The organism is Litorihabitans aurantiacus (genome assembly GCF_030161595.1).
GTDB lineage: Bacteria > Actinomycetota > Actinomycetes > Actinomycetales > Beutenbergiaceae > Litorihabitans > Litorihabitans aurantiacus.
Window position 1 is genome coordinate 2,471,066 of record NZ_BSUM01000001.1, and the last position, 19,458, is coordinate 2,490,523.

The window sequence follows — 19,458 nt, forward strand, 5'->3', positions numbered from 1 at the left end:
TGCGGGCCTCGTGGAGCGGTGTCGGGTCAGGACGCGAGCACCTCGTCGAGGATGGCCTCGGCCCGGTCCTCGTCGGTCTTCTCCGCGAGCGCGAGCTCGGAGACCAGGATCTGACGGGCCCGGGCGAGCATGCGCTTCTCCCCCGCCGAGAGCCCGCGGGAGGTGTCGCGGCGGGACAGGTCGCGCACGACCTCGGCCACCTTGATCACGTCACCGGAGGCGATCTTCTCGACGTTGGCCTTGTAGCGGCGCGACCAGTTGGTCGGCTCCTCGGTGTACTCGGCGCGCAGCACCTCGAACACCCGGTCCAGACCCTCGCGACCGACGACGTCGCGCACGCCGACGAGGTCGACGTTCTCGGCCGGGACCTCGATCTGGAGATCGCCCTGGGCGATCTTCAGGGTCAGGTAGATCTTCTCCTCGCCGCGGAGCACGCGGGTCGAGATCTTCTCGATCAGGGCTGCACCGTGGTGCGGATAGACGACGGTCTCGCCAACCTCAAAAGACATGTAGGGCACTCCCCTTTCCGGGGTCAAGAATACCACGCACGCCGCCCGGCAAATCAGCCGTCACCAGCACCGATGCGCGAAACGTGAACGAAACCTCACCCCCGCGCGCGAGCCTGACGGCACGCCGACGGTACGGTGGGGGAGATCCGTCACCGCCCTCCTGGAGGACGCATGTCCCGCACCGCTGTCCGTCTCGCCGCGAGCGTCGCCGCCGCCGGTCTCGCCCTGACGCTCTCGGCCTGCTCGCCGGTGCTCTCGAACGTGCCCTACGCCGCGTCCGACGGCGCCCGCGTGGTCTGGCAGGAGAGGAACTCGCCGGTGCGCGGCGAGAACATCGTCCTCGTGGCGAGCGAGGAGGGCGCCGTCGCCCGCCTCGTCGGTGGGCTCACGAACACCACGGCCGACGACGTCACGGTCACCCTGGGATTCAGCGACGGCCCGTCGCGGACGATCAGCGTCGGCGCCGGCTCCACCGTGCTGATGGGCGGCGAGGAGCAGGAGGAGGTCCTGCTCGACGGCGTCCCGGGGAGCCCCGGGTCCAACGTCGAGATGGTCTTCTCGACGCCGGACCTCGGCCAGATCAGCCACCTGGTCCCCGTGCTCGACGGCACGTTCCCGCAGTACGCCGACCTCGTCCCCTGACGGGGCCGGCGCCCGCCGCGGGTCGGGCGGACCTCAGGTGACGAGCTTGTAGCCGAGCCCTCGCACCGTCACCAGCACGACGGGCTGCCCGGGATCGTCCTCGATCTTCGAGCGCAGGCGCTTCACGTGGACGTCGAGCGTCTTCGTGTCCCCCACGTAGTTCGCACCCCAGATCCGGTCGATCAGCTGCCCCCGCGTCAGCACCCGGTCGGGGTTGCGCAGGAACATCTCGAGCAGCTCGAACTCGCGCAGCGGCACGGCCACCACCGCGCCGTCGACGCTCACCTCGTGCCGCTGCCGGTCCATCACGATGCGCCCGACGGCGATGACGTCGCCCGCCGCCTCCACCTCGCCGGCGCCCTGGTCGCCGCGGCGCCGCAGCACCGCGCGCATCCGGGCCAGCAGCTCGCGGTAGGAGTAGGGCTTCGTGACGTAGTCGTCGGCACCGAGCTCGAGCCCGACGACCTTGTCGATCTCGTCGTCCTTGGCGGTCAGCATGATCACGGGGACGTCGCTGGTGCGGCGCAGCTCGCGGCACACCTCGGTGCCGTCCATCCCGGGAAGCATGAGGTCGAGCAGCACCAGGTCGGCGCCCCCTGGGCGAAGGCCTCGACGGCGTCGGGTCCGGTGGCCGCCTGCACCACCTCGAACCCGTCCTTCTCCAACCGGTACGCGAGCGGCGCGCGGTAGGACTCCTCGTCCTCGACGAGCAGGATGCGGGTCATGCTGGTGCCTCCGTGGTGGACTCGGGCGGCGGCACCGTGGCCGCCGGGATCCGCAGCGTGAAGGTCGACCCACGACCGGGGGTCGACCAGACGGTCACCTCGCCGCCGTGGTCGGCGGCGACGTGCTTGACGATGGACAGCCCCAGGCCGGTCCCTCCCGTGAGCCGGGAGCGCGCGGGGTCGACGCGGTAGAAGCGCTCGAAGACCCGCGGCAGGTTCTCGGGGTCGATCCCGATGCCCTGGTCCACGACGGCGATCTCGACGAGGTCGTCATCGCCCTGCCGGACGCCGACGGCGATGCGCGTCCCGGGCTCGGAGTAGCGCAGCGCGTTGTCGAGCAGGTTGCGCAGCGCCGTCACGAGCAGCCCGGGGTCACCCTGGAGCGCCAGGTCCCGCCCGCTTCCGGCGTGGATCGCGATGTCGCGCGCCCTGGCCTCGACCGAGGCCCGGGAGATCGCCTCGCGCACGATCTCGTCGGCCGGCACGGCGCGCGACTCGAGGTTGACGTCGGCGTCCTGCAGCCGCGACAGGTCGATGATGTCCTGCACGAGGCCGGAGAGACGGCGCGACTCCCGTCCCATCCGCTCGGCGAAGGTGCGCACGGCGTCGGGATCGTCGGCCGCCTCGGTCAGCGTCTCGGCGAGGAGCGCGATGGCGCCGACCGGGGTCTTGAGCTCGTGCGAGACGTTGGCGACGAAGTCGCGGCGCACGTCGTCGAGCCGGATCTGGGCGGTGCGGTCCTCGACGAGGACGAGCACGCGGTCCCCGGCGAGCGCGACGACCTGGACCGCGGCCACGAACCGACCGGCGCCCGCGGCGGGTCCGCGCGGCAGCGACAGCTGCACCTCGCGCGAGCCGCCCTCCACGCGCGCCTCCGCCGCCAGGGTCGCGAGCTCCGCGTGCGCGAGCTGCCCGCCCCGCACGACGCCGAGGGCGTGCGCCGGAGCGCTCGCGCGCAGCACGACGTCGCCCGGTCCCAGGACCACCGAGGCGGCCGCGAGGTGGCCCAGGAGACCGACGAGGTCGCCGTCGACGTCGACCTCGGGCCCCGCCGGCGACGGTGCCGGGCGCAGCTGGCGCTCGCTGGTGCGGAAGGCGAGGACGGCGACGGCCACGACGAGCAGCGCCAGCAGCGCCGCGGTCACGATGCTCACCGGGTCGGTCACGCCCCCGAGGTTACGCACCCGCCGGACGCGCCCGCGCCGCACCCCGGGCGGGAGCGCCGGTGGCCGCCGGGAGTTCATCGTCACCTCACCCGCCGTTCACCTCCCGATTCCGCCGTGACAGGATCGAGGTGGCAGGCTCGGGCGGTAGCGGTGACCACGCGCCCGGACGCCGGACGTCACCGGGCGGGCACGACGAGGAGGAACAAGGTGCGCGAGATCTTCAGGCAGGACCTGGAGCAGGTCGGCGACGACCTGGTCCTGATGGCGCAGAAGGTGCGCACGGCGATGCGCGACGCCACGACCGCGCTGACCACGGGCGACCTCGCCCTCGCGGAGCGCGTCATCGCGGCCGACCGCGAGATCGACCAGGTCCAGGACTCCTCGACGCGCAGTGCGTCACGCTGCTGGCGCGCCAGGCCCCGGTCGCCAGCGACCTGCGCATCGTCGTGACCGGGCTCCGGCTGTCCGCGACGCTCGAGCGCATGGGCGACCTCGCCCGTCACGTGGCCCAGGTGGCGCGCGGGCGCTACCCCGCGCTCGCGCTGCCCGAGGTGGCCCGTGACCTGTTCGACCAGGTCGTCGAGGCCGTCAACGCCGTCGCGAACGACGTGGTCAACCTCCTCGAGGGGCACGACCTCAACCTCGCCAGCCAGGTCCTGGCCGACGACGACGCGCTGGACGCTCTCCACAAGGAGACGTTCCGACTCATGCTGGCGCCGTCGGCCGACGTGTCGGGCCTGTCGGCGCAGGAGCTCGTCGACATCACGCTGCTGGGCCGCTACTTCGAGCGCTTCGGCGACCACGGGGTGTCCGTGGCGCGCCGCATCATGTTCCTGGTCACGGGCGACCCGTTCGTGCGCGAGGAGCCGCTCACGACGATCTGATGCTCGCCCGAGCACGCGCGAGGCCCCCGTCCGTGTCGGACGGGGGCCTCGCGCGTCGGGGAGAGAGGGTCAGCGACCCTGGTTCGCGACGGCGGCGATGGCGGCGGCCGCGGCGTCGGCGTCGAGGTAGGTGCCCCCGGGCGTGACCGGCGCGAGGTTCTCGTCGAGCTCGTAGACCAGCGGGATGCCCGTGGGCACGTTGAGGCCCGCGATCGTGGCGTCGTCGACGCCGTCGAGGTGCTTGATGATCGCGCGCAGCGAGTTGCCGTGCGCGGCCACGAGGACGGTGCGCCCGGCCTTCAGGTCGGGCACGACCTCGCCGTCCCAGTAGGGCAGGGCGCGATCGAGGACCTGCGCGAGCGCCTCCGCGCGCGGGATCGGCTCGCCGGCGTAGCGCGCGTCGCTGTCCTGGGAGAACTCCGAGCCCAGCTCGATGTCCGGCGGCGGCACGTCGTAGGAGCGGCGCCAGAGCATGAACTGCTCCTCGCCGTAGGTCTCGAGGGTCTGCTTCTTGTCCTTGCCCTGGAGGGCGCCGTAGTGGCGCTCGTTCAGGCGCCAGGACCGCTTGGTCTCGATCCAGTGGCGGTCGGCGGCGTCGAGGGCGAGGTTCGCCGTCGTGATGGCGCGGCGCAGCAGCGAGGTGTGCACGACGTCGGGGAGGATGCCGTTCTCGGCGAGCAGGCGACCGCCGCGCCTCGCCTCCTCGACCCCCTTCTCCGACAGGGCCACGTCGACCCAGCCGGTGAACAGGTTCTTCGCGTTCCACTCGCTCTCGCCGTGGCGGAGCAGTACCAGGGTGTAGGTCATGCCTCCATCATGGCGCACGACGACGGTCGGGGCACACGAGCACGCAGGGCCCGGACCGCGCTGCGGTCCGGGCCCTGCATCGGGTGCACCGTGGGTCAGTGCGCGGCCTCGTAGGCCTCGCGCACCTCGGCGGGGATGCGACCCCGCTCGCTCACGGTGTGGCCGTTGTCGGCCGCCCAGGCGCGGATCGCCGAGGCGTCGGACCCGCGGCTCGCGCGCGGCTTGCTCGAGCGCGCACCCGTCGCCTTGCGGCCGCCGGCACGGCGCGCCTGCCCGACCCAGGGGGCGAGCGCGTCACGCAGCTTCGACGCGTTCGCGTCGGAGAGGTCGATCTCGTAGCTCACGCCGTCGAGCCCGAACGTCACGGTCTCGTCGGCCGTGCCACCGTCGATGTCGTCCTCCAGGACGACACTCACTCGCTGCACCATCTCGTCACTCCTCTTTCGCAGAATTCCGGTTCGCACCGGTGAATCGCGACAACAGTGCCCATGGGAAAGCGAAAAGTCAATCCAGCGCGCCGCGGAACGGTTGTCCGAACACCGCGCAAGGATTTAGCGCGGAGAATCCTCGCGCAGCTCCTGCTCGAGCTTCAGCCGCTCGGCACGGGCGCGTCGATCTCCCTGAATCATGGAACGCACGACGACGACGAAGATCGCCAGCACCCCGATCGACGGGACGAGGGCACCGAGATTGGCCCAGAAATCACCCATGTGCTCAGCCTACGCCCGGCGCGCACCCGTGGCGGCGGGCTTCACGAGGGGGAACAGGATGGTCTCGCGGATACCCCGGCCGGTCAGCGCCATGAGGAGGCGGTCCACGCCCATCCCCATGCCTCCCATGGGCGGGAGCGCGTGCTCGACGGCGCGCAGGAAGTCCTCGTCGAGCAGCATCGCCTCGGGGTCGCCCGCGGCGGCGAGCAGGGCCTGCGCCTCGAAGCGCTCGCGCTGGACGACCGGGTCGACGAGCTCGGAGTACCCGGTCGCCAGCTCGAACCCGCGGATGTAGAGGTCCCACTTCTCCGTGACGCCCGGGAGCGTGCGGTGCGCGCGCGTCAGCGGCGACGTGTCGACCGGGAAGTCACGCACGAACGTCGGCGCCACGAGGTGGTCCCCCACCAGGTGCTCGAACAGCTCCTCGACGACCTTCCCGGGCGTCGGGGCCTTGCCCGAGACGTCGAGACCGAGCTTCTCCGCGTACCGCTGGAGCTGCGCGAGCGGCACCTGCGGGGTGATCTCCTCCCCCAGCGCCTCGGAGGTCGCGTGGTACAGCGAGATCTGGGCCCACTCCCCTCCGACCTCGTAGGGCGAACCGTCCGCGAGGGTGACCGTGGTGGTGCCGAACACGTTCTGCGCGGCTTCCTGCACCAGACCCTGCGTCATCGCCGCGATGCCGTTGTAGTCCGTCCAGGCCTCGTACGCCTCCATCGCGGAGAACTCCGGGCTGTGGGAGGAGTCCACACCCTCGTTCCGGAAATTGCGTCCGATCTCGTAGACGCGTTCCACGCCCCCCACCACGGCCTGCTTGAGGAACAGCTCGGTGGCGATGCGCAGGTACAGGTCGACGTCGAAAGCATTCATGTGCGTCGTGAACGGCCGGGCGGCCGCCCCGCCCGCGATCGTCTGCAGGGTCGGGGTCTCGACCTCGAGATATCCGCGCGCGTGGAAGGACTCGCGCAGCGAACGCATGACGGCGGCGCGCGTGCGCACCATGTCACGCGCGTCGGGCCGGGCGATGAGATCGAGGTAGCGACGGCGCACGCGCGTCTCCTCGCTCGTCTCCTTGTGCATCGTCGGCAGCGGGCGCAACGCCTTCGAGGCCAGCTGCCACGAGGTCGCCATCACCGACAGCTCACCGCGACGCGAGCTGATCACGCGTCCCGACGCGAACAGGAAGTCGCCCAGGTCGACGTCGGTCTTGAACGCGGCGAGCGCGTCCTGACCCACCTCGGCCAGCGACAGCATGATCTGGAGCGTGCGCCCCTCGCCGTCGGCGATCGAGGCGAAGCACAGCTTGCCCGTGTTGCGCAGGTGCACCACGCGGCCGGCGACGCCGACGACGGCGTCGGTCTCCTGGCCCGCCTCGAGGTCGGCGTGCTCCTGGCGCACCTGCGCGACCGACGCCGTCACCGGCACCTGCACGGGGTAGGGCTCGACGCCGGCGGCCAGCAGCCGCTCACGCTTGTCCTTGCGCACGCGCACCTGCTCGGGGTCCGCGGTGCCCGTCTCGTCGTCCACCGCGAGGTGCTCGTCGGTCGTGTCGACGGGGTCGACCGGTTCGGTGCTGTCGTTCGAGGGGCTGGCAGGCGCGTCACTCACCCCCGATCCTACCGAGGGCGCCTCACGCCTCCCGCGGGTGCAGCGTCACCGTGGTGGTGTCGAGGAGACGCACGCCGTCGACGACGGCCGCGACGACGTAGGTCGCCTCCCGCGGACCGTCCGCACCGGTCGGGGCGTCGGCGGCGAGCGGTGCGAACGTGTCGGGGTCGACGAGGTCGGCGTAGTCGAGGGCGACGCCGTCCGCACCCTCGAGCTCGGCGCGCGCGGCCCGTTCGACGTCGGCGACACCCGCGCCCGCCGCGGCGAGCCGCTCCACGACGGCCACCGAGCGCGGCAGCGCGAGCGCCGCGCGCCTTCCCCCGGGGCCGAGGCGGACGTTGCGGCTCGAGCGCGCCAGGCCGTCGTCGTCGCGCACCACGGGTGCCGCGAGCACCCAGAGCGGCAGGTCGAGCGCCCGGACCATCGCGCGCACCACCGCCAGCTGCTGCGCGTCCTTCGCGCCGAACACCGCGACGTCGGGCCGCGTCAGGTGCAGCAGCTTGGTCACCACCGTGAGCACGCCGTCGAAGTGCCCCGGGCGGGACGCGCCCTCGTAGCCGTGCGCGGCGGGGCCGGCCACCACGCGGGCGCCGGGTGCCGCCGTGCCGTCCGGGTAGATCTCGGACGCCGACGGCGCGAAGACGACGTCGGGCGCGTCGGGGCCGAGCGTGGCGAGCGCGTCGAGGTCGGCCTCGAGGGTGCGCGGGTAGGCGGCGAGGTCGCCGGCGTCGCCGAACTGGGTCGGGTTGACGAAGATCGTCACGATCACGTGGCGGGCCGCGGTGCGCGCGGCCCGGACGAGGCTGAGGTGCCCCTCGTGGAGGGCGCCCATCGTCATGACGACGGCGACGTCACCGGTCAGGCGGGCGCGTGCGGCACGCAGCGCCGCCACCGTGCGCACCGGGTCGAGCCGCGTCCGGGTACCCACCGGCCCGGAGCCCGACGGTGCCGTCGGGGCCGTGTCGCCACCGCCCGGGTGCTCGCGCACGAGACGCACCAGGTCGGCGCGCGTGGCGGCGTCGATGCGCCCCTCGCGGTGGGCGAGGTGGGCCGTCGCCCGGGCCAGGGCGCGGTAGGCGAGCGAGACCTCGGCGGCGTCCAGGGCGGGGTCGGGGACGCCGTCGGCGGTGTCGGACACGTCGGCGACGGCCCCGAGCGCGGCCAGGTGGACCGCGACCGTCCCGGTGTCCCCCCGGCTGACGGGCCCCGTGAGCGCCGCCGCACCCTCGCCCAGCGCGCCCTCGAGCGAGGCGCGGGTGAGCGGACCGAGGAGGCGGGCGCCGTCGTCGACCCCCGCCGCGGCCAGGACGTCCCGCGCCTGCGCGACCAGGGTGACCAGGTGGTTGCTCGCGTGGCTGAGGGCCGCGTGGTAGGCGCCGCGCGCGGCCTCGGGCAGCAGGACCGGCTCGCCCCCGAGCTCGACCACCAGCGCCTGCCCGATCGGCAGGACGGGCGCCGGGGCGGTGACGGCGAACGGCGCGCCCACGAGCCGCGAGAGGTCGATCGAGGTCCCGCTGAACGTCATGGCCGGGTGGATCGCCAGCCCGATCGCGCCGGCGTCCAGGGCGGGCCGCAGGACCTCCACGCCGTGCCGGCCGCTCGCGTGCACCACGAGCTGGCCGGGGTGGAACGCCCCCTGCGCGGCGAGCCAGCCCGTGACCGCCGCGATGTCGTCGTCGGGAACGGTGACGAGGACGAGGTCGGCGCCGCGCGCGACCTCGAGGGCGTCGCGGACCTCGACGCCGGGCAGCAGCGCGTCGATGCGCTCGAGCGTGTCGGGGGACGCCCCGCTCACCGCCCTGATCTCGTGACCGACCTGGCGCAGGGCGCTCGCGAGGACCGCCCCCACCCGGCCGGCTCCCACGACCCCGATCCCGAGGCGGCCCGGTCTTGCGTCACTCACCCGCCCATTGTCACCCGCTCGCGCGCCTCAGGAGACGGTCGGCTCCTGCTCCCCGGCGCCGCGGACCGGGCGGATCGCGTACCCGACCCCGCGCAGCGTGTGGATCATCGGCTCGCGGTCGGCGTCGAGCTTGCGGCGCAGGTAGGAGATGTAGAGCTCCACGACGTTGGGGTTGCCGTCGAAGTCGTAGTGCCAGACACGGTCGAGGATCTGCACCTTGGACATGACGCGGCGCGGGTGCCGCACGAGCAGGCGCAGGAGGTCGAACTCGGTCGCCGTGAGGTGGAGCTCCTCCCCGCCGCGCCGCACCTCCCGTGCGACCTCGTCCAGCACGAGGTCACCGACCTGGAAGACGTGCGGCGGCGGCTGACCGCGACCGCCCCGACCCCGCAGCAGCGCGCGGACCCGGGCGGTCAGCTCCTCGGCGCTGAAGGGGCGCCGGAGGTCGTCGTCGCCCCCCGCGGTGACGGCGGGCATCCGACGACCGTCGCCCGGCCCCGTGATGAGCAGCGCGGGGAGGGCGTGCGTGGCCCGGACGCGCGAGAGGACGGCGACGGGGTCGGAACCGTCCGGTCCGGCGTCGACCAGCACCACGTCGGGCTGCGTCTCGGCGGCCGTCGCGACGGCCTCCGCGGGGTCGCCGGCGATCCAGACGGACCAGCCCTCCGAGCGGAGCACCCCACCCACGAGGTCGGCGAGAGCCGGGTCGGCGAGCTGCACGAGCACCCGCCACGGCGACGGCTCCTCCGGCGCCCCGCCCCCGGGTGCGGCGGGCGCGGCGTCGGGACCGTCGGCCAACGGTGGCGGAGCTGGATGCGGGGCGTGCATGGCCGAATCATGCACCCGCCGTGGGCCGATGTACACGACGGCGCGAGGGACGTCAGCCCGCGTCGGGCCCCTGCGTCACCGGCCCCCGGCGCATCCAGCGCTCGGGTCCGGCGCTCCCCCGCGCGATCCGGGCACGATCGGCCTGCTCCACCATCAGCCGGGCGGCGACCTCGTCGTCGAGGTGCGGCAGCGTCGGCTCGATCGATCCCGACGAGTGCGCGCGGAAGGACACCACCCGCAGGCGCCGCTCGAGCGGCCCCTGCGTCACCCCCAGGGACTGCGTCCGCTCGTGCGGCACGAGCGACAGCTGCCGGAAGATCCTGCCCGTGCGCAGCGCGATCACGTGGTCCATGACGAGGAACGCGTTGCGCCGGTACGCGAGCGGGTCCAGGAACCGGGTGCGGCGCGGGGACGGGACCCAGCCCTCGCCGTCGTCCATCCCCACCAGCCCCGCGCCCAGCGCCGGCCGGTCGGACGCGGCGAGCTCGGGGATGGCGAGCTCGAGCACCGTCTCGACGTCGGCGCGCGTGCCGACGGGGAGCAGCACGTCGGAGGTCTCCGAGCCGTCCGCGGCGTTCCCCTGCGACGCGAGCGTGACGCGCACGCGCCACCACCCGAGGGCGCGCCAGATCGGCCCCTGCTGCACGACGAGCGCCTGGACGCGGCCGGGCGGGATCGTGCGGGCCTTCGTCTCGAGCAGGCCCTGGCGCACGCGCAGGCCGTCCGGCGACGTCGCGAGACGGAAGTTGAACTCGCCCGTGAACCGGCCCCAGAGGAAGGCGAGCACACCCAGCAGCGGCAGGAACGCGCTGAACAGCCAGCGGCCGCCCTCACCGAGGACGACGACGACCACGAGCGCGACGACGGCCAGCAGGACTGTCACCGTGGCGCCGTGCGCCAGGAGCGAGACGAGCAGGCGCGAAGCCCCGACGGCGAGCACGGGGTGCTCGGGCGCCTCCGGGGCGAGCAGCGGTGCCGCGGGCGCCCGCGTGGCAGGAGCGCCCGCTCCGCCGGTCGAGGCGCCGTCGGTCGGGGCGCCGTCGCCGTCGGTCGCGGCCGCCTCCTGCGTCGCGGGATCGCCGTCGAGGTCCAGGCCGGCGGCGCGCGCGAGCACCTCGTTGCGGACGTCGGCCCCCTCGTCGGCCGTCAGGTAGGCCAGGCTCATGTTGGCCTCCGACCCGCCGGCCGACTCCACACGGATGCCGGAGAACCCGAAGATACGACCCAGGATCGGCTGCGTGATCTCGACCGCCTGGATCCGGGTGAGCCGGGCGACGCGCTCCTTGCGGAAGAGCACGCCGGAGCGCAGCACGACGGCGTCGGGCGTGATCGCGAACGTCGTGCGGCGCCACGCGAGGTAGGAGTAGATCAGGCCGATGACTGTCGCGAGCACGACGGCACCGGCGAGCACCAGCACGAGCGTGAGAGGCGGCAGACCGATGCGCAGGACGTCGTCGAGCCCCTGGAACAGGAAGACCGCGATGATCGCGACGGCGACCTTCCACGCGTTCAGCAGCGGCGTCACCCGGTGCAGGTGCCGCCAGCGCACGCCGTCGGCGTCGGGCGCCCCCGGTTCCGTCGGCCCACCGGGGTCCGCGGGCGCGGTCACAGGCCGGCCAGCCGCGACTCGCCCAGGCTCGTGAGCCGGTCCTTCACCCGTGCGGCCTCCGCCGTCGGCAGACCCGGGATCGTCGCGTCGGTGCTGGCGGAGGCGGTGTGCAGCTTGACCTCGGCGATCCCGAGCGACCGCGTGAGCGGTCCGGAGGAGACGTCGGTGTACTGCATCCGGCCGTAGGGGACGACGACGAGCTTGCGGAACACGACCCCCTTGCGCACCAGCAGGTCGTCCTCCCGCTCGGCGTAGCCGATGGCGCGCACCTGGCGCGGCACGAGCCACAGCGTCCAGATCAGGAGGATCGCGGGGACCGCGGGCACGATCCAGGTCCACCCGCCGACGAAGGCCCCCAGCACGACACCTCCGGCCACCGGGAGGCCGAGCCAGATCGCCGCGGTGACGAGGCGCGCCCGGACGAGCCGGTCGGACACGCGCGACCAGGTCACGCCGTCGGGCTCGAACGGGTCCAGCTGCTGCGCGGTCATGGCGCCCATCGTGCCAGGGACGACCCGCGCGTGGCGGGAGCGGTGGGCGGGGCGGTGACGGGTGCGCGACGACGTCAGGCGACGGGCCCGCCCGGCGGCCCAGGGCGGTCGTCGTCGTCGGGCACGCGGCACCAGTGCTGCACGAGCAGCCCGACACCGACGCAGACGAGGGCTGCCACGGCCGTCCCGGCCCCCACCAGCGCGTCCGCCCGGGCCGCCGGAGCACCGAGGCGGTCGATCAGCGCGAGGGCGCGTCCCAGGCCGAAGCCCAGCCCGATCGCGCCCACGTACGACGCCGTCATCGCCAGCGCCGCGACGCGGGAGGCGGCCACGGCGTCCATCGACGCGCGCCCGGCGACGAAGCGCCGCACGCGTCGGCCGAGGAGGAGCACCACCGCGGCGAGGGCGAGCAGCAGCACGATCGCGAGGGGGCCGCGGGCACGAGCCACCCGGCACGGTCCGCCCACCGCACCGCCAGGACCGTGACGCAGCCCGCCACGACGGCGAGCACGGCCAGCGTGCTCGGGCGCGTGCGGTCCATCAGGTCCGCCCCACCGGCGCCGTCACTCGAGCCAGTCGAGGGCGAGCCAGCGCACGGCCTCGCGGTCGGGCGCGGTCTCGGCGAGCACGACGACGGGGCCGCCGCCCAGGCCCGGCAGGATCGCCTGCGGGTCGAGGTGCGACCACGGGACGAGCACGGCCGCGCTCGAGGCGGCTCCCGGCAGGGGAGCTCGACGTCGTCGTGAACGCCGACGAGGTCGCCGACCGTGAGGATCTCCGCGTCGACGCCGTCGCGGACGGCGCGCAGCCCCTCCAGGAACGAGGTCAGCTCGCGCGGACCGAGCGTGGTCGTGACGGCCACGACGGCACTGTGGAGGTCGCCCCCCGCCGTCGAGGTCCGCGCCAGCGGGGAGACGTCGCCGACGTCCAGCCCCGCGGCGGCGCGCAGCTCGCGCAGCGCGCCCGCGAGGTCGGCGCGCGCGGCGTCGCCGCGGCTGGACAGGACGAGGCGCGCGGGGAGCGGCGCCTCGGCGCTCGGGCGGCGGGGCTGCGGCGCGACGGCGGGCGCGGGGGCCGCCGCGGCGGCGTCGGCGCCGTCGGGCTCGTCATCGCCGTCGGTCGCGTTCGCCGGCGGCTCCGGCTCGGAGGCCGGCTCACCCGGCGAGACGGGCACCCCGCCCCCGCCGGCGACCAGGGTCGCGCCGAGCGGCACGAGGTCCGGCTCGACGAGCGGACGCTCGTCGGCGGCGCCGTCGGCCCGGGACTCGTCGGGCTCGGGCTCGACATGCACCGGCTCGTCCGCCACGTGCTCGGACGGGTGCTCCTGCACCACGTCGGGGGCGGCCGCGGCGGTCGACGACGTCACGCCCCAGCCGCCGTCCGGCTGGGCGTCGTCCACGGCGTCGTCACCGTCGTCGCCCGCCGGCTCTGCGGCCTCCGGCCCGACGTCCTCGGGTGCCCCGTCGTCGGGCTCGAGGTCCTCGGGCCCGAGGTCCTCGGGCTCGTCGGCGGCGCCGGGGTGCGGGGTGCGCACGGTAGCGCCCTGGTCGGGCGTTCGTGCGGCGGATGCAGCGACGGCGGGTGCCGCCGGAGCCCCACCCGCGCTGCCGGCGGACAGGGCGCCGCCCGTGATGCCGGCGAGCGTGCCCGGGACCACGGACGCGGCGCCCCCGCGGCCGTCGAGCACCGCGTCGAAGTCCGTCCCCGACCGGGACGGCGACGGCGCGGGCGCCGGCGCAGGTTCGGGTGTCGCGGCAGGTACGACCGGCGTCGGGGCGGCCGCGGACGGGAGCGGGCGCTCGATCCGCACCTCGACCTCCAGGACCGGAACCCCGAGGCTGACCTCGGGGCGGTGCAGCACGACCTCGACGGACGTCGCACCGGCGGCGTCGCGCACCGCCCGGGCCACGGTCTCCGCCCGTGCCAGCAGCGACACCTGGGGGCGCTCATCGCCTCGGCCGCGACCCTCGCCACGGCGGCGAGGTCCGGCTCGCGCGACGCGTGGAGCGCCAGGTCGAGGAGGAACGGCTCGTGGCTCTGGACGGGGCCGTCGGGGGCGTCGGCGACGGCGCCACGGCCCGCGAGCCCGACGATCCGGTAGGTGTCAGTCACCCTCCCAGCGTAGCGAGGCGGGCCACCGGGACGCGTCGCCGGAGAACGCCGGACGGTGTCGTGTCCGTCTTCCTTCGAGAATGCGCCAGGGCCTGGCCTCCCCCGGCGCAGCAGGGTAGCCTCCCGGGCACGCTCCGTCGCACCCCCGCCCCTCGCCCGGGAACCGCGTTCTCGCGAGGGTCGGCCGAGCTCCTGACCGACCGACGTGCCCAGGAGCCGCCATGAGATCCCCCCGTCCTCGACCCTTCGCCGGAGCCCTGCGCCCGGCCCGCCGTCACGCCGGAGGTGCGCGTGCCGCCACCCTCGCCCTCGCCCTCGTCGCGCCGCTGATGGTGCTCGGGCAGTCGGCGACCGCCGCACCCGCCGACAGCGAGAACGTCGCCCTCGGGGCGACCGTGACCGCCTCGGGCCGCGAGGTCCCCGACAGGTTCGGACCCGAGCTCGTCAACGACGGTGTCAGGGCCTCCACCGCCTCCGGGGTCCAGTCGCGCTGGTCCTCCGAGGTTCGTGACGGCGCCTGGATCCAGCTGGAGCTGGCCGAGGCGACCGAGCTGGACCACGTCACGCTGGTCTGGGAGACCGCCTGCGCCAAGCGCTACCGGCTCCAGGTCTCCGCGGACGGGGCGACCTGGAACGACGTGGGTGGCGTCCTGGACGCCTCGTGCGGTGGGATCGACCGGATCGACGTGAGCGACCAGGGGCCGATCGCCTTCGCCCGCATGGAGACCGTGGAACGCGCCAACAGCGCGTGGGGCGTCTCGCTGTGGGAGTTCGAGGCCTGGACGGGTGAGGAGCCCCCGTACGCCCCCGACCGGCCCGACACCGTGCCCGCGCTCGACCTGGTGCCGCTTCCCGCGGAGATCGAGGAGCTCGACGGCGAGGGCTACACGCTGACGCCCGACAGCCGCTTCGTCGCCGGCCCCGAGCTCGCGCCGCTCGCGGAGCTGACCGCGCAGTCGCTGCGGCGCTCCACGGGATTCGCGCTGCCCGTCGTGGAGGGCGAGCCCACCCCCGCGGACGTCGAGCTCACGCTCGGCGGCGAGGCGGACGAGACGGGCGAGGCCTACACGCTGCAGTCCGGTCCCGACGGCGTCGCGATCGAGGCCGCGCAGCCGCACGGCGTCTTCAACGGGCTCCAGACCCTGCGCCAGCTCCTCCCCGCGGCCTCCGAGTCGTCCGAGGCCGTCATCGCCGACTGGACCGTCCCCGCGCTCGAGATCAGCGACGCCCCGCGGTTCGGCTACCGCGGCGTGATGATCGACGTCGCCCGCTCGTTCCTCACGGTCGAGGAGCTGACGGCGACGATCGACGTGCTGTCCTCCTTCAAGATCGACCGGCTCCACCTGCACCTGGCCGACGACCAGGGGTGGCGCATCGAGATCACCAACGAGGGGCGCGCCGACGGCGACACGATCGACTACACCCGGCTCACCGAGGTGTCCGGGCGGACGGCGATGCTCGAGCAGGGCTACCAGGACGAGCCGGGCCGCACCGGCTTCTACACGCAGCAGGACTACCGCGACATCGTCGCCCACGCGCAGGAGCGCTTCGTGGAGATCGTCCCCGAGATCGACCTCCCGGGTCACACCAACGCCGCGCTGCACGCGATCCCCGAGCTCAACACGCCCGGTTCGTCGCACGCCGCGACACCCGAGCAGCCCACCGCGCCCCACAACGGCACCGGGGCGGTCGGCTACTCCTACCTGGACCCCGACAGCGAGGTCACCTTCACCTTCATCGCCCACGTGCTCGGGCAGCTCGCCGAGCTCACACCCGGTGACCTCGTGCACGTGGGTGGCGATGAGAGCCACGACATGGTGGAGCGCCACGGCCAGCAGAAGTTCAACGACTTCGTCAGCCGCACGATCGGCATCGTGCACGACCTGGGGAAGTCCGCCAACGGCTGGAACGAGATCGCGCGCTCCGCGCAGATCCGGTCGGGCGACCACGTCCAGTACTGGAACGGGGAGACCCGGTCGCTCCAGGCGGCGACGGACCGCGGCGCGAAGGTCGTGGTGTCGCGGGGTGTGAGCTCCTACCTCGACATGAAGTACAACGCCGGCACCGCGATCGGCCTCACGTGGGCCTGCGAGGGCACGTGCGACTCACCGCAGTACTACGACTGGGATCCCGCCACCGTGATCCCCGAACTCACGGAGGAGTCCGTCGCCGGGGTCGAGGCCCCGCTCTGGAGCGAGACCGTCCGCGGACGCAGCCAGGCCGAGTTCCTCGTCTTCCCGCGCGCCGCGGCCTTCGCCGAGATCGGCTGGACCCCGCAGGAGCAGCGGGACGTCGCGGACTTCCTGAACCGTCTGGGGGGCATCGGCCCGCGCCTGCTGGCCACCGGGGCCAACTTCTACGACTCGGCGCTCGTACCGTGGCGCTCCGAGCTGGCCGGCAGCGCGGTGGACGCCGACGCCGGGCAGGAGGGCACGTTCGAGGTGGGGACGCTGCTGGCCCCCGGGACGCGGGCGGGCGACGACGGCGCGGTCGTGAGCTTCGACGTGACGGACGACGCCGACGGCGTGAGCAGCAGCGACCTCGTCGACGCCTCCGTCCAGATCGACTGGGGGGACGGCACGAGTTCGCCCGGAACCTTCAGCACGGCGAGGGAGCGCGGGGTGCTGAACGCGGGCAGCGCGTACGCGGTCACCGGGAGCCACACCTACACCGCCGCCGGCACGTACCGCGGCGCCGTGACCCTGAGTGACGGGCGCACCGCCCCGTTCACGGCGGAGGTCCGGGGAGCACCGGCGTCCCTGACTGTCGATCCCACGACGGCCGCCCAGGGGACCGAGGTGACCGTGACCGGTCAGGGGTTCGCGGCCGGTGAGCCCGTCGCGCTCGAGCTGCACTCGGAGGTGGTGGCGCTCGCGACGGTGACGGCCGACGCGGCGGGGAACGTCTCCGCGACCGTGACGATCCCCGCGGACGCTCCCGTGGGCGACCACTCCGTCGTCGCCGTCGGCGGCGTCTCCGCGCAGCGCGCCGAGGCCCCGCTGAAGGTGACACTCGCCGTCGCCCCGGCGCCGGGCGACCCGACGGACCCGCCGACGACCCCCGCGCCGGCGCCGTCCATCACCGCCGAGGTGACGGTCACCCCGTCGGCCGGCACCCACCAGCCGCCCACCCACGGAACGGGTGGGCGCTCGGGCCTCGCCAGCACGGGCGCCTCGGTCGCCGGGCTCGCGCTCCTCGCGACGGCACTGGTCGGATCGGGCGCCGCGATCGCGCGCCGCAGCCGCGTGCGGGGATGATCCCCGGGGCGCGACGCCCCTGAGACGCCGAACGGCGGTGCCCCTTGCGGGGCACCGCCGTTCGGCGTCTCGGGACGGATCCTGCTACGGGTGCGGTGTCGCGTCCGGGGAAGCTCGCCGAGCTCCTGCGCGGGGTGCTCGTCGCCCGCGGCCGCCACCTGGTCCTGCGGCAGCTCGTCGGCCGTGCCTGCGGCGATCTCCGCCGGGGTAGCCACCGGCGGCCGCTGGCTCACCGGGCGCTGGTTCGAGGAGTGCCACACGGGCCGCGCGTCCCGCTTCACGACCGGGGCGAAGACCCGGGCGAGCTCGGTCTCGTTCAGCGTCTCGTGCTCGAGGAGCTCCAGCACCAGGGCGTCGAGCACGTCGCGGTACTGCGTCAGCACGGCCCAGGCCTCGTCGTGGGCGGTCTCGACCAGGCGGCGGACCTCCTCGTCGACGATGCCCGCGATCTCCTCGGAGTAGTCGCGCTGGTGGCCGTAGTCGCGGCCGAGGAAGACCTCGCCGTCGGCCTGGCCGAGGCGCAGCGCACCCACGCGCTCGCTCATGCCGTACTGCGTGACCATCTTGCGCGCAGTCGCCGTCGCCTTCTCGATGTCGTTGGAGGCACCCGTCGTCGGGTCGTGGAACACGAGCTCCTCGGCCACCCGACCACCCATCGCGTACGCGAGCTGGTCGAGCAGCTCGTTGCGCGTCGTGGAGTAGCGGTCCTCGGCGGGCATGACCATCGTGTAGCCGAGGGCCCGGCCGCGCGGCAGGATCGTGACCTTCGTGACGGGGTCGGTGTAGCGCATCGCCGCGGCGACCAGGGCGTGACCGCCCTCGTGGTAGGCGGTGACCTTGCGCTCGGCATCGTTCATCACGCGCGTGCGCTTCTGCGGACCGGCGATCGAGCGGTCGATCGCCTCGTCCAGCGCCCGGTTGTCGATGAGCTGGGCGTGCGAGCGCGCCGTCAGGAGCGCGGCCTCGTTCAGCACGTTGGCGAGGTCGGCGCCGGAGAAGCCGGGCGTGCGCTTGGCGACGGTGGCGAGGTCGACGTCGGCGGTCATCGGCTTGCCCGCCGCGTGCACCGCGAGGATCGCCTGACGCCCCTTGAGGTCGGGGGCCTCGACCGTGATCTGGCGGTCGAACCGGCCCGGGCGCAGCAGCGCCGGGTCGAGGATGTCGGGGCGGTTGGTCGCCGCGATCATGATGACCGCGGAGTTCTTCTCGAACCCGTCCATCTCCACGAGGAGCTGGTTGAGGGTCTGCTCGCGCTCGTCGTGGCCACCGCCGAGCCCGGCGCCGCGCTGGCGCCCGACGGCGTCGATCTCGTCCACGAAGATGATCGCCGGGGCGTTGCTCTTGGCCTGCTCGAACAGGTCGCGCACGCGGGAGGCGCCGACGCCGACGAACATCTCCACGAAGTCCGAACCCGAGATGGAGAAGAACGGCACGCCGGCCTCGCCGGCCACGGCCTTGGCCAGGAGCGTCTTGCCCGTCCCGGGGGCGCCGTACAGCAGCACACCCTTGGGGATCTTCGCGCCGACGGCCTGGTAGCGGTCGGGGTTGGCGAGGAAGTCCTTGATCTCGCGCATCTCCTCGACGGCCTCGTCGGCGCCGGCGACGTCGGCGAAGGTGACGTCGGGGTTCTCCTTGTTGACCTGGCGCGCCTTCGACTTGCCGAAGTTCATCATCCGCGAGTTCCCGCCCTGCATGCGGGACATCACGAACCAGAAGACGCCGATGATCAGCGCGAGGAAGATGAACGTCGTCAGGAACGAGGACCACCACGGCGTGGAGGGGACGACCGAGTTGAAGCCCTGCTCGGGCTCGGCGGCCGCGATCAGCTCGGCGACCTCGTCCGCCTGCGGCGTCACGTACTGGAACTGCACGCTCTCGCCGCGGTCGTCACCGGCCGCGTCCGTGAACGGCTCCGTCAGCGTGAGCTGGACGCGCTGGTAGCCCTCGGTGATCTCCGCCTGCTCGACCGTGTCACCGCGCAGCAGCGCGAGTCCGTCGGAGGTGTCGATCGTCTGCGGACCGCCGCCGCGCAGGAAGTTCAGGGCGATCAGCAGGAGGACGACGGGGAGCAGGATGTACAGCCAGGGGCCGCGCGCGATCTTCTTGACGTTCATGTGTGGGGCCGCCAGGCCCGCCCTTCTCGTGTCGAGGCACCTGCAGTGACGCTATACGACGGCGGTGCCACCCTCGCGCCCCGTTCGCGCAGGGCG

15 protein-coding genes and 3 pseudogenes are annotated in these 19,458 nt (G+C 73.9%); 4 read left to right on the forward strand and 14 right to left on the reverse strand.

Going from position 1 to position 19,458, the window contains the following annotated elements; translation table 11 throughout:
- Positions 1–26: 26 nt before the first annotated feature.
- Positions 27–509: a CarD family transcriptional regulator gene (locus tag QQK22_RS11790; protein WP_284251129.1), complete on the reverse strand. Its 483-nt coding sequence runs from the start codon at positions 507–509 to the stop codon at positions 27–29.
- Between the two features lie 171 nt (positions 510–680).
- Here QQK22_RS11790 and QQK22_RS11795 point away from each other — a divergent pair, with 171 nt between their 5' ends.
- Positions 681–1,151, forward strand: a complete 471-nt coding sequence (locus QQK22_RS11795) for a hypothetical protein (protein WP_284251130.1) — start codon at positions 681–683, stop codon at positions 1,149–1,151.
- A gap of 33 nt (positions 1,152–1,184) precedes the next feature.
- On the opposite strand, the pseudogene QQK22_RS11800 reads toward QQK22_RS11795, so the two are convergent.
- Both QQK22_RS11800 and QQK22_RS11805 read right to left on the reverse strand, forming a co-directional pair.
- A pseudogene (locus QQK22_RS11800) lies at positions 1,185–1,876 on the reverse strand (response regulator).
- Complete coding sequence (locus tag QQK22_RS11805; RefSeq protein ID WP_284251131.1) at positions 1,873–3,042, reverse strand: sensor histidine kinase; 1,170 nt, start codon at positions 3,040–3,042, stop codon at positions 1,873–1,875. The pseudogene QQK22_RS11800 and the gene QQK22_RS11805 overlap by 4 nt, the downstream one beginning before the upstream one ends.
- 285 nt (positions 3,043–3,327) lie before the next feature.
- Here QQK22_RS11805 and QQK22_RS18850 point away from each other — a divergent pair.
- Together QQK22_RS18850 and QQK22_RS18855 are read left to right on the forward strand one after the other, a co-directional pair.
- Positions 3,328–3,497: pseudogene (locus QQK22_RS18850) on the forward strand (PhoU domain-containing protein); the annotation flags it as partial.
- 27 nt (positions 3,498–3,524) lie between these two features.
- Complete coding sequence (locus QQK22_RS18855; RefSeq protein ID WP_348525645.1) at positions 3,525–3,926, forward strand: PhoU domain-containing protein; 402 nt, start codon at positions 3,525–3,527, stop codon at positions 3,924–3,926.
- A 69-nt stretch (positions 3,927–3,995) separates the two neighbouring features.
- On the opposite strand, the gene QQK22_RS11815 is transcribed toward QQK22_RS18855, so the two are convergent.
- The 10 genes from QQK22_RS11815 to QQK22_RS11865 form a co-directional block, all read right to left on the reverse strand.
- Complete coding sequence (locus QQK22_RS11815) at positions 3,996–4,733, reverse strand: phosphoglyceromutase (protein WP_284251132.1); 738 nt, start codon at positions 4,731–4,733, stop codon at positions 3,996–3,998.
- Between the two features lie 95 nt (positions 4,734–4,828).
- The gene (locus QQK22_RS11820) at positions 4,829–5,161 is read right to left on the reverse strand and encodes a histone-like nucleoid-structuring protein Lsr2 (RefSeq protein WP_284251133.1); all 333 of its coding nucleotides are present in this window, start codon (positions 5,159–5,161) and stop codon (positions 4,829–4,831) included.
- Positions 5,162–5,284: 123 nt separating this feature from the next.
- Complete coding sequence (locus QQK22_RS11825) at positions 5,285–5,443, reverse strand: hypothetical protein (protein WP_284251134.1); 159 nt, start codon at positions 5,441–5,443, stop codon at positions 5,285–5,287.
- A gap of 9 nt (positions 5,444–5,452) precedes the next feature.
- Positions 5,453–7,048, reverse strand: coding sequence for a lysine--tRNA ligase (gene lysS / locus QQK22_RS11830; protein WP_431310154.1), 1,596 nt, complete (start codon positions 7,046–7,048; stop codon positions 5,453–5,455).
- Between the two features lie 22 nt (positions 7,049–7,070).
- On the reverse strand, positions 7,071–8,951 hold the full coding sequence (panC, locus tag QQK22_RS18860) for a pantoate--beta-alanine ligase (protein ID WP_348525576.1): 1,881 nt from the start codon (positions 8,949–8,951) through the stop codon (positions 7,071–7,073).
- A gap of 27 nt (positions 8,952–8,978) precedes the next feature.
- Entirely contained in the window at positions 8,979–9,779 is an 801-nt protein-coding gene (locus tag QQK22_RS11845; RefSeq protein WP_284251135.1) for a response regulator transcription factor, read from the reverse strand.
- A 52-nt stretch (positions 9,780–9,831) separates the two neighbouring features.
- The gene (locus QQK22_RS11850; protein ID WP_284251136.1) at positions 9,832–11,388 is read right to left on the reverse strand and encodes a PH domain-containing protein; all 1,557 of its coding nucleotides are present in this window, start codon (positions 11,386–11,388) and stop codon (positions 9,832–9,834) included.
- Positions 11,385–11,879: a PH domain-containing protein gene (locus tag QQK22_RS11855; protein WP_284251137.1), complete on the reverse strand. Its 495-nt coding sequence runs from the start codon at positions 11,877–11,879 to the stop codon at positions 11,385–11,387. The genes QQK22_RS11850 and QQK22_RS11855 overlap by 4 nt, the downstream gene beginning before the upstream one ends.
- A gap of 74 nt (positions 11,880–11,953) precedes the next feature.
- A complete protein-coding gene (locus QQK22_RS11860; protein ID WP_348525577.1) occupies positions 11,954–12,274 on the reverse strand; it encodes a DUF3180 family protein in 321 nt (106 codons plus the stop codon).
- Positions 12,178–13,815 (reverse strand): 2-amino-4-hydroxy-6-hydroxymethyldihydropteridine diphosphokinase, encoded by a 1,638-nt coding sequence (locus tag QQK22_RS11865; protein WP_284251139.1) that lies wholly within the window; start codon positions 13,813–13,815, stop codon positions 12,178–12,180. The genes QQK22_RS11860 and QQK22_RS11865 overlap by 97 nt, the downstream gene beginning before the upstream one ends.
- 397 nt (positions 13,816–14,212) lie before the next feature.
- On the opposite strand from QQK22_RS11865, the gene QQK22_RS11870 reads away from it, so the two are divergent.
- Positions 14,213–17,248 (forward strand): family 20 glycosylhydrolase, encoded by a 3,036-nt coding sequence (locus QQK22_RS11870; protein ID WP_284251140.1) that lies wholly within the window; start codon positions 14,213–14,215, stop codon positions 17,246–17,248.
- Between the two features lie 107 nt (positions 17,249–17,355).
- Here QQK22_RS11870 and ftsH read toward each other — a convergent pair.
- Positions 17,356–19,362, reverse strand: a pseudogene (gene ftsH, locus QQK22_RS11875) (ATP-dependent zinc metalloprotease FtsH); the annotation flags it as partial.
- Positions 19,363–19,458 lie beyond the last annotated feature (96 nt).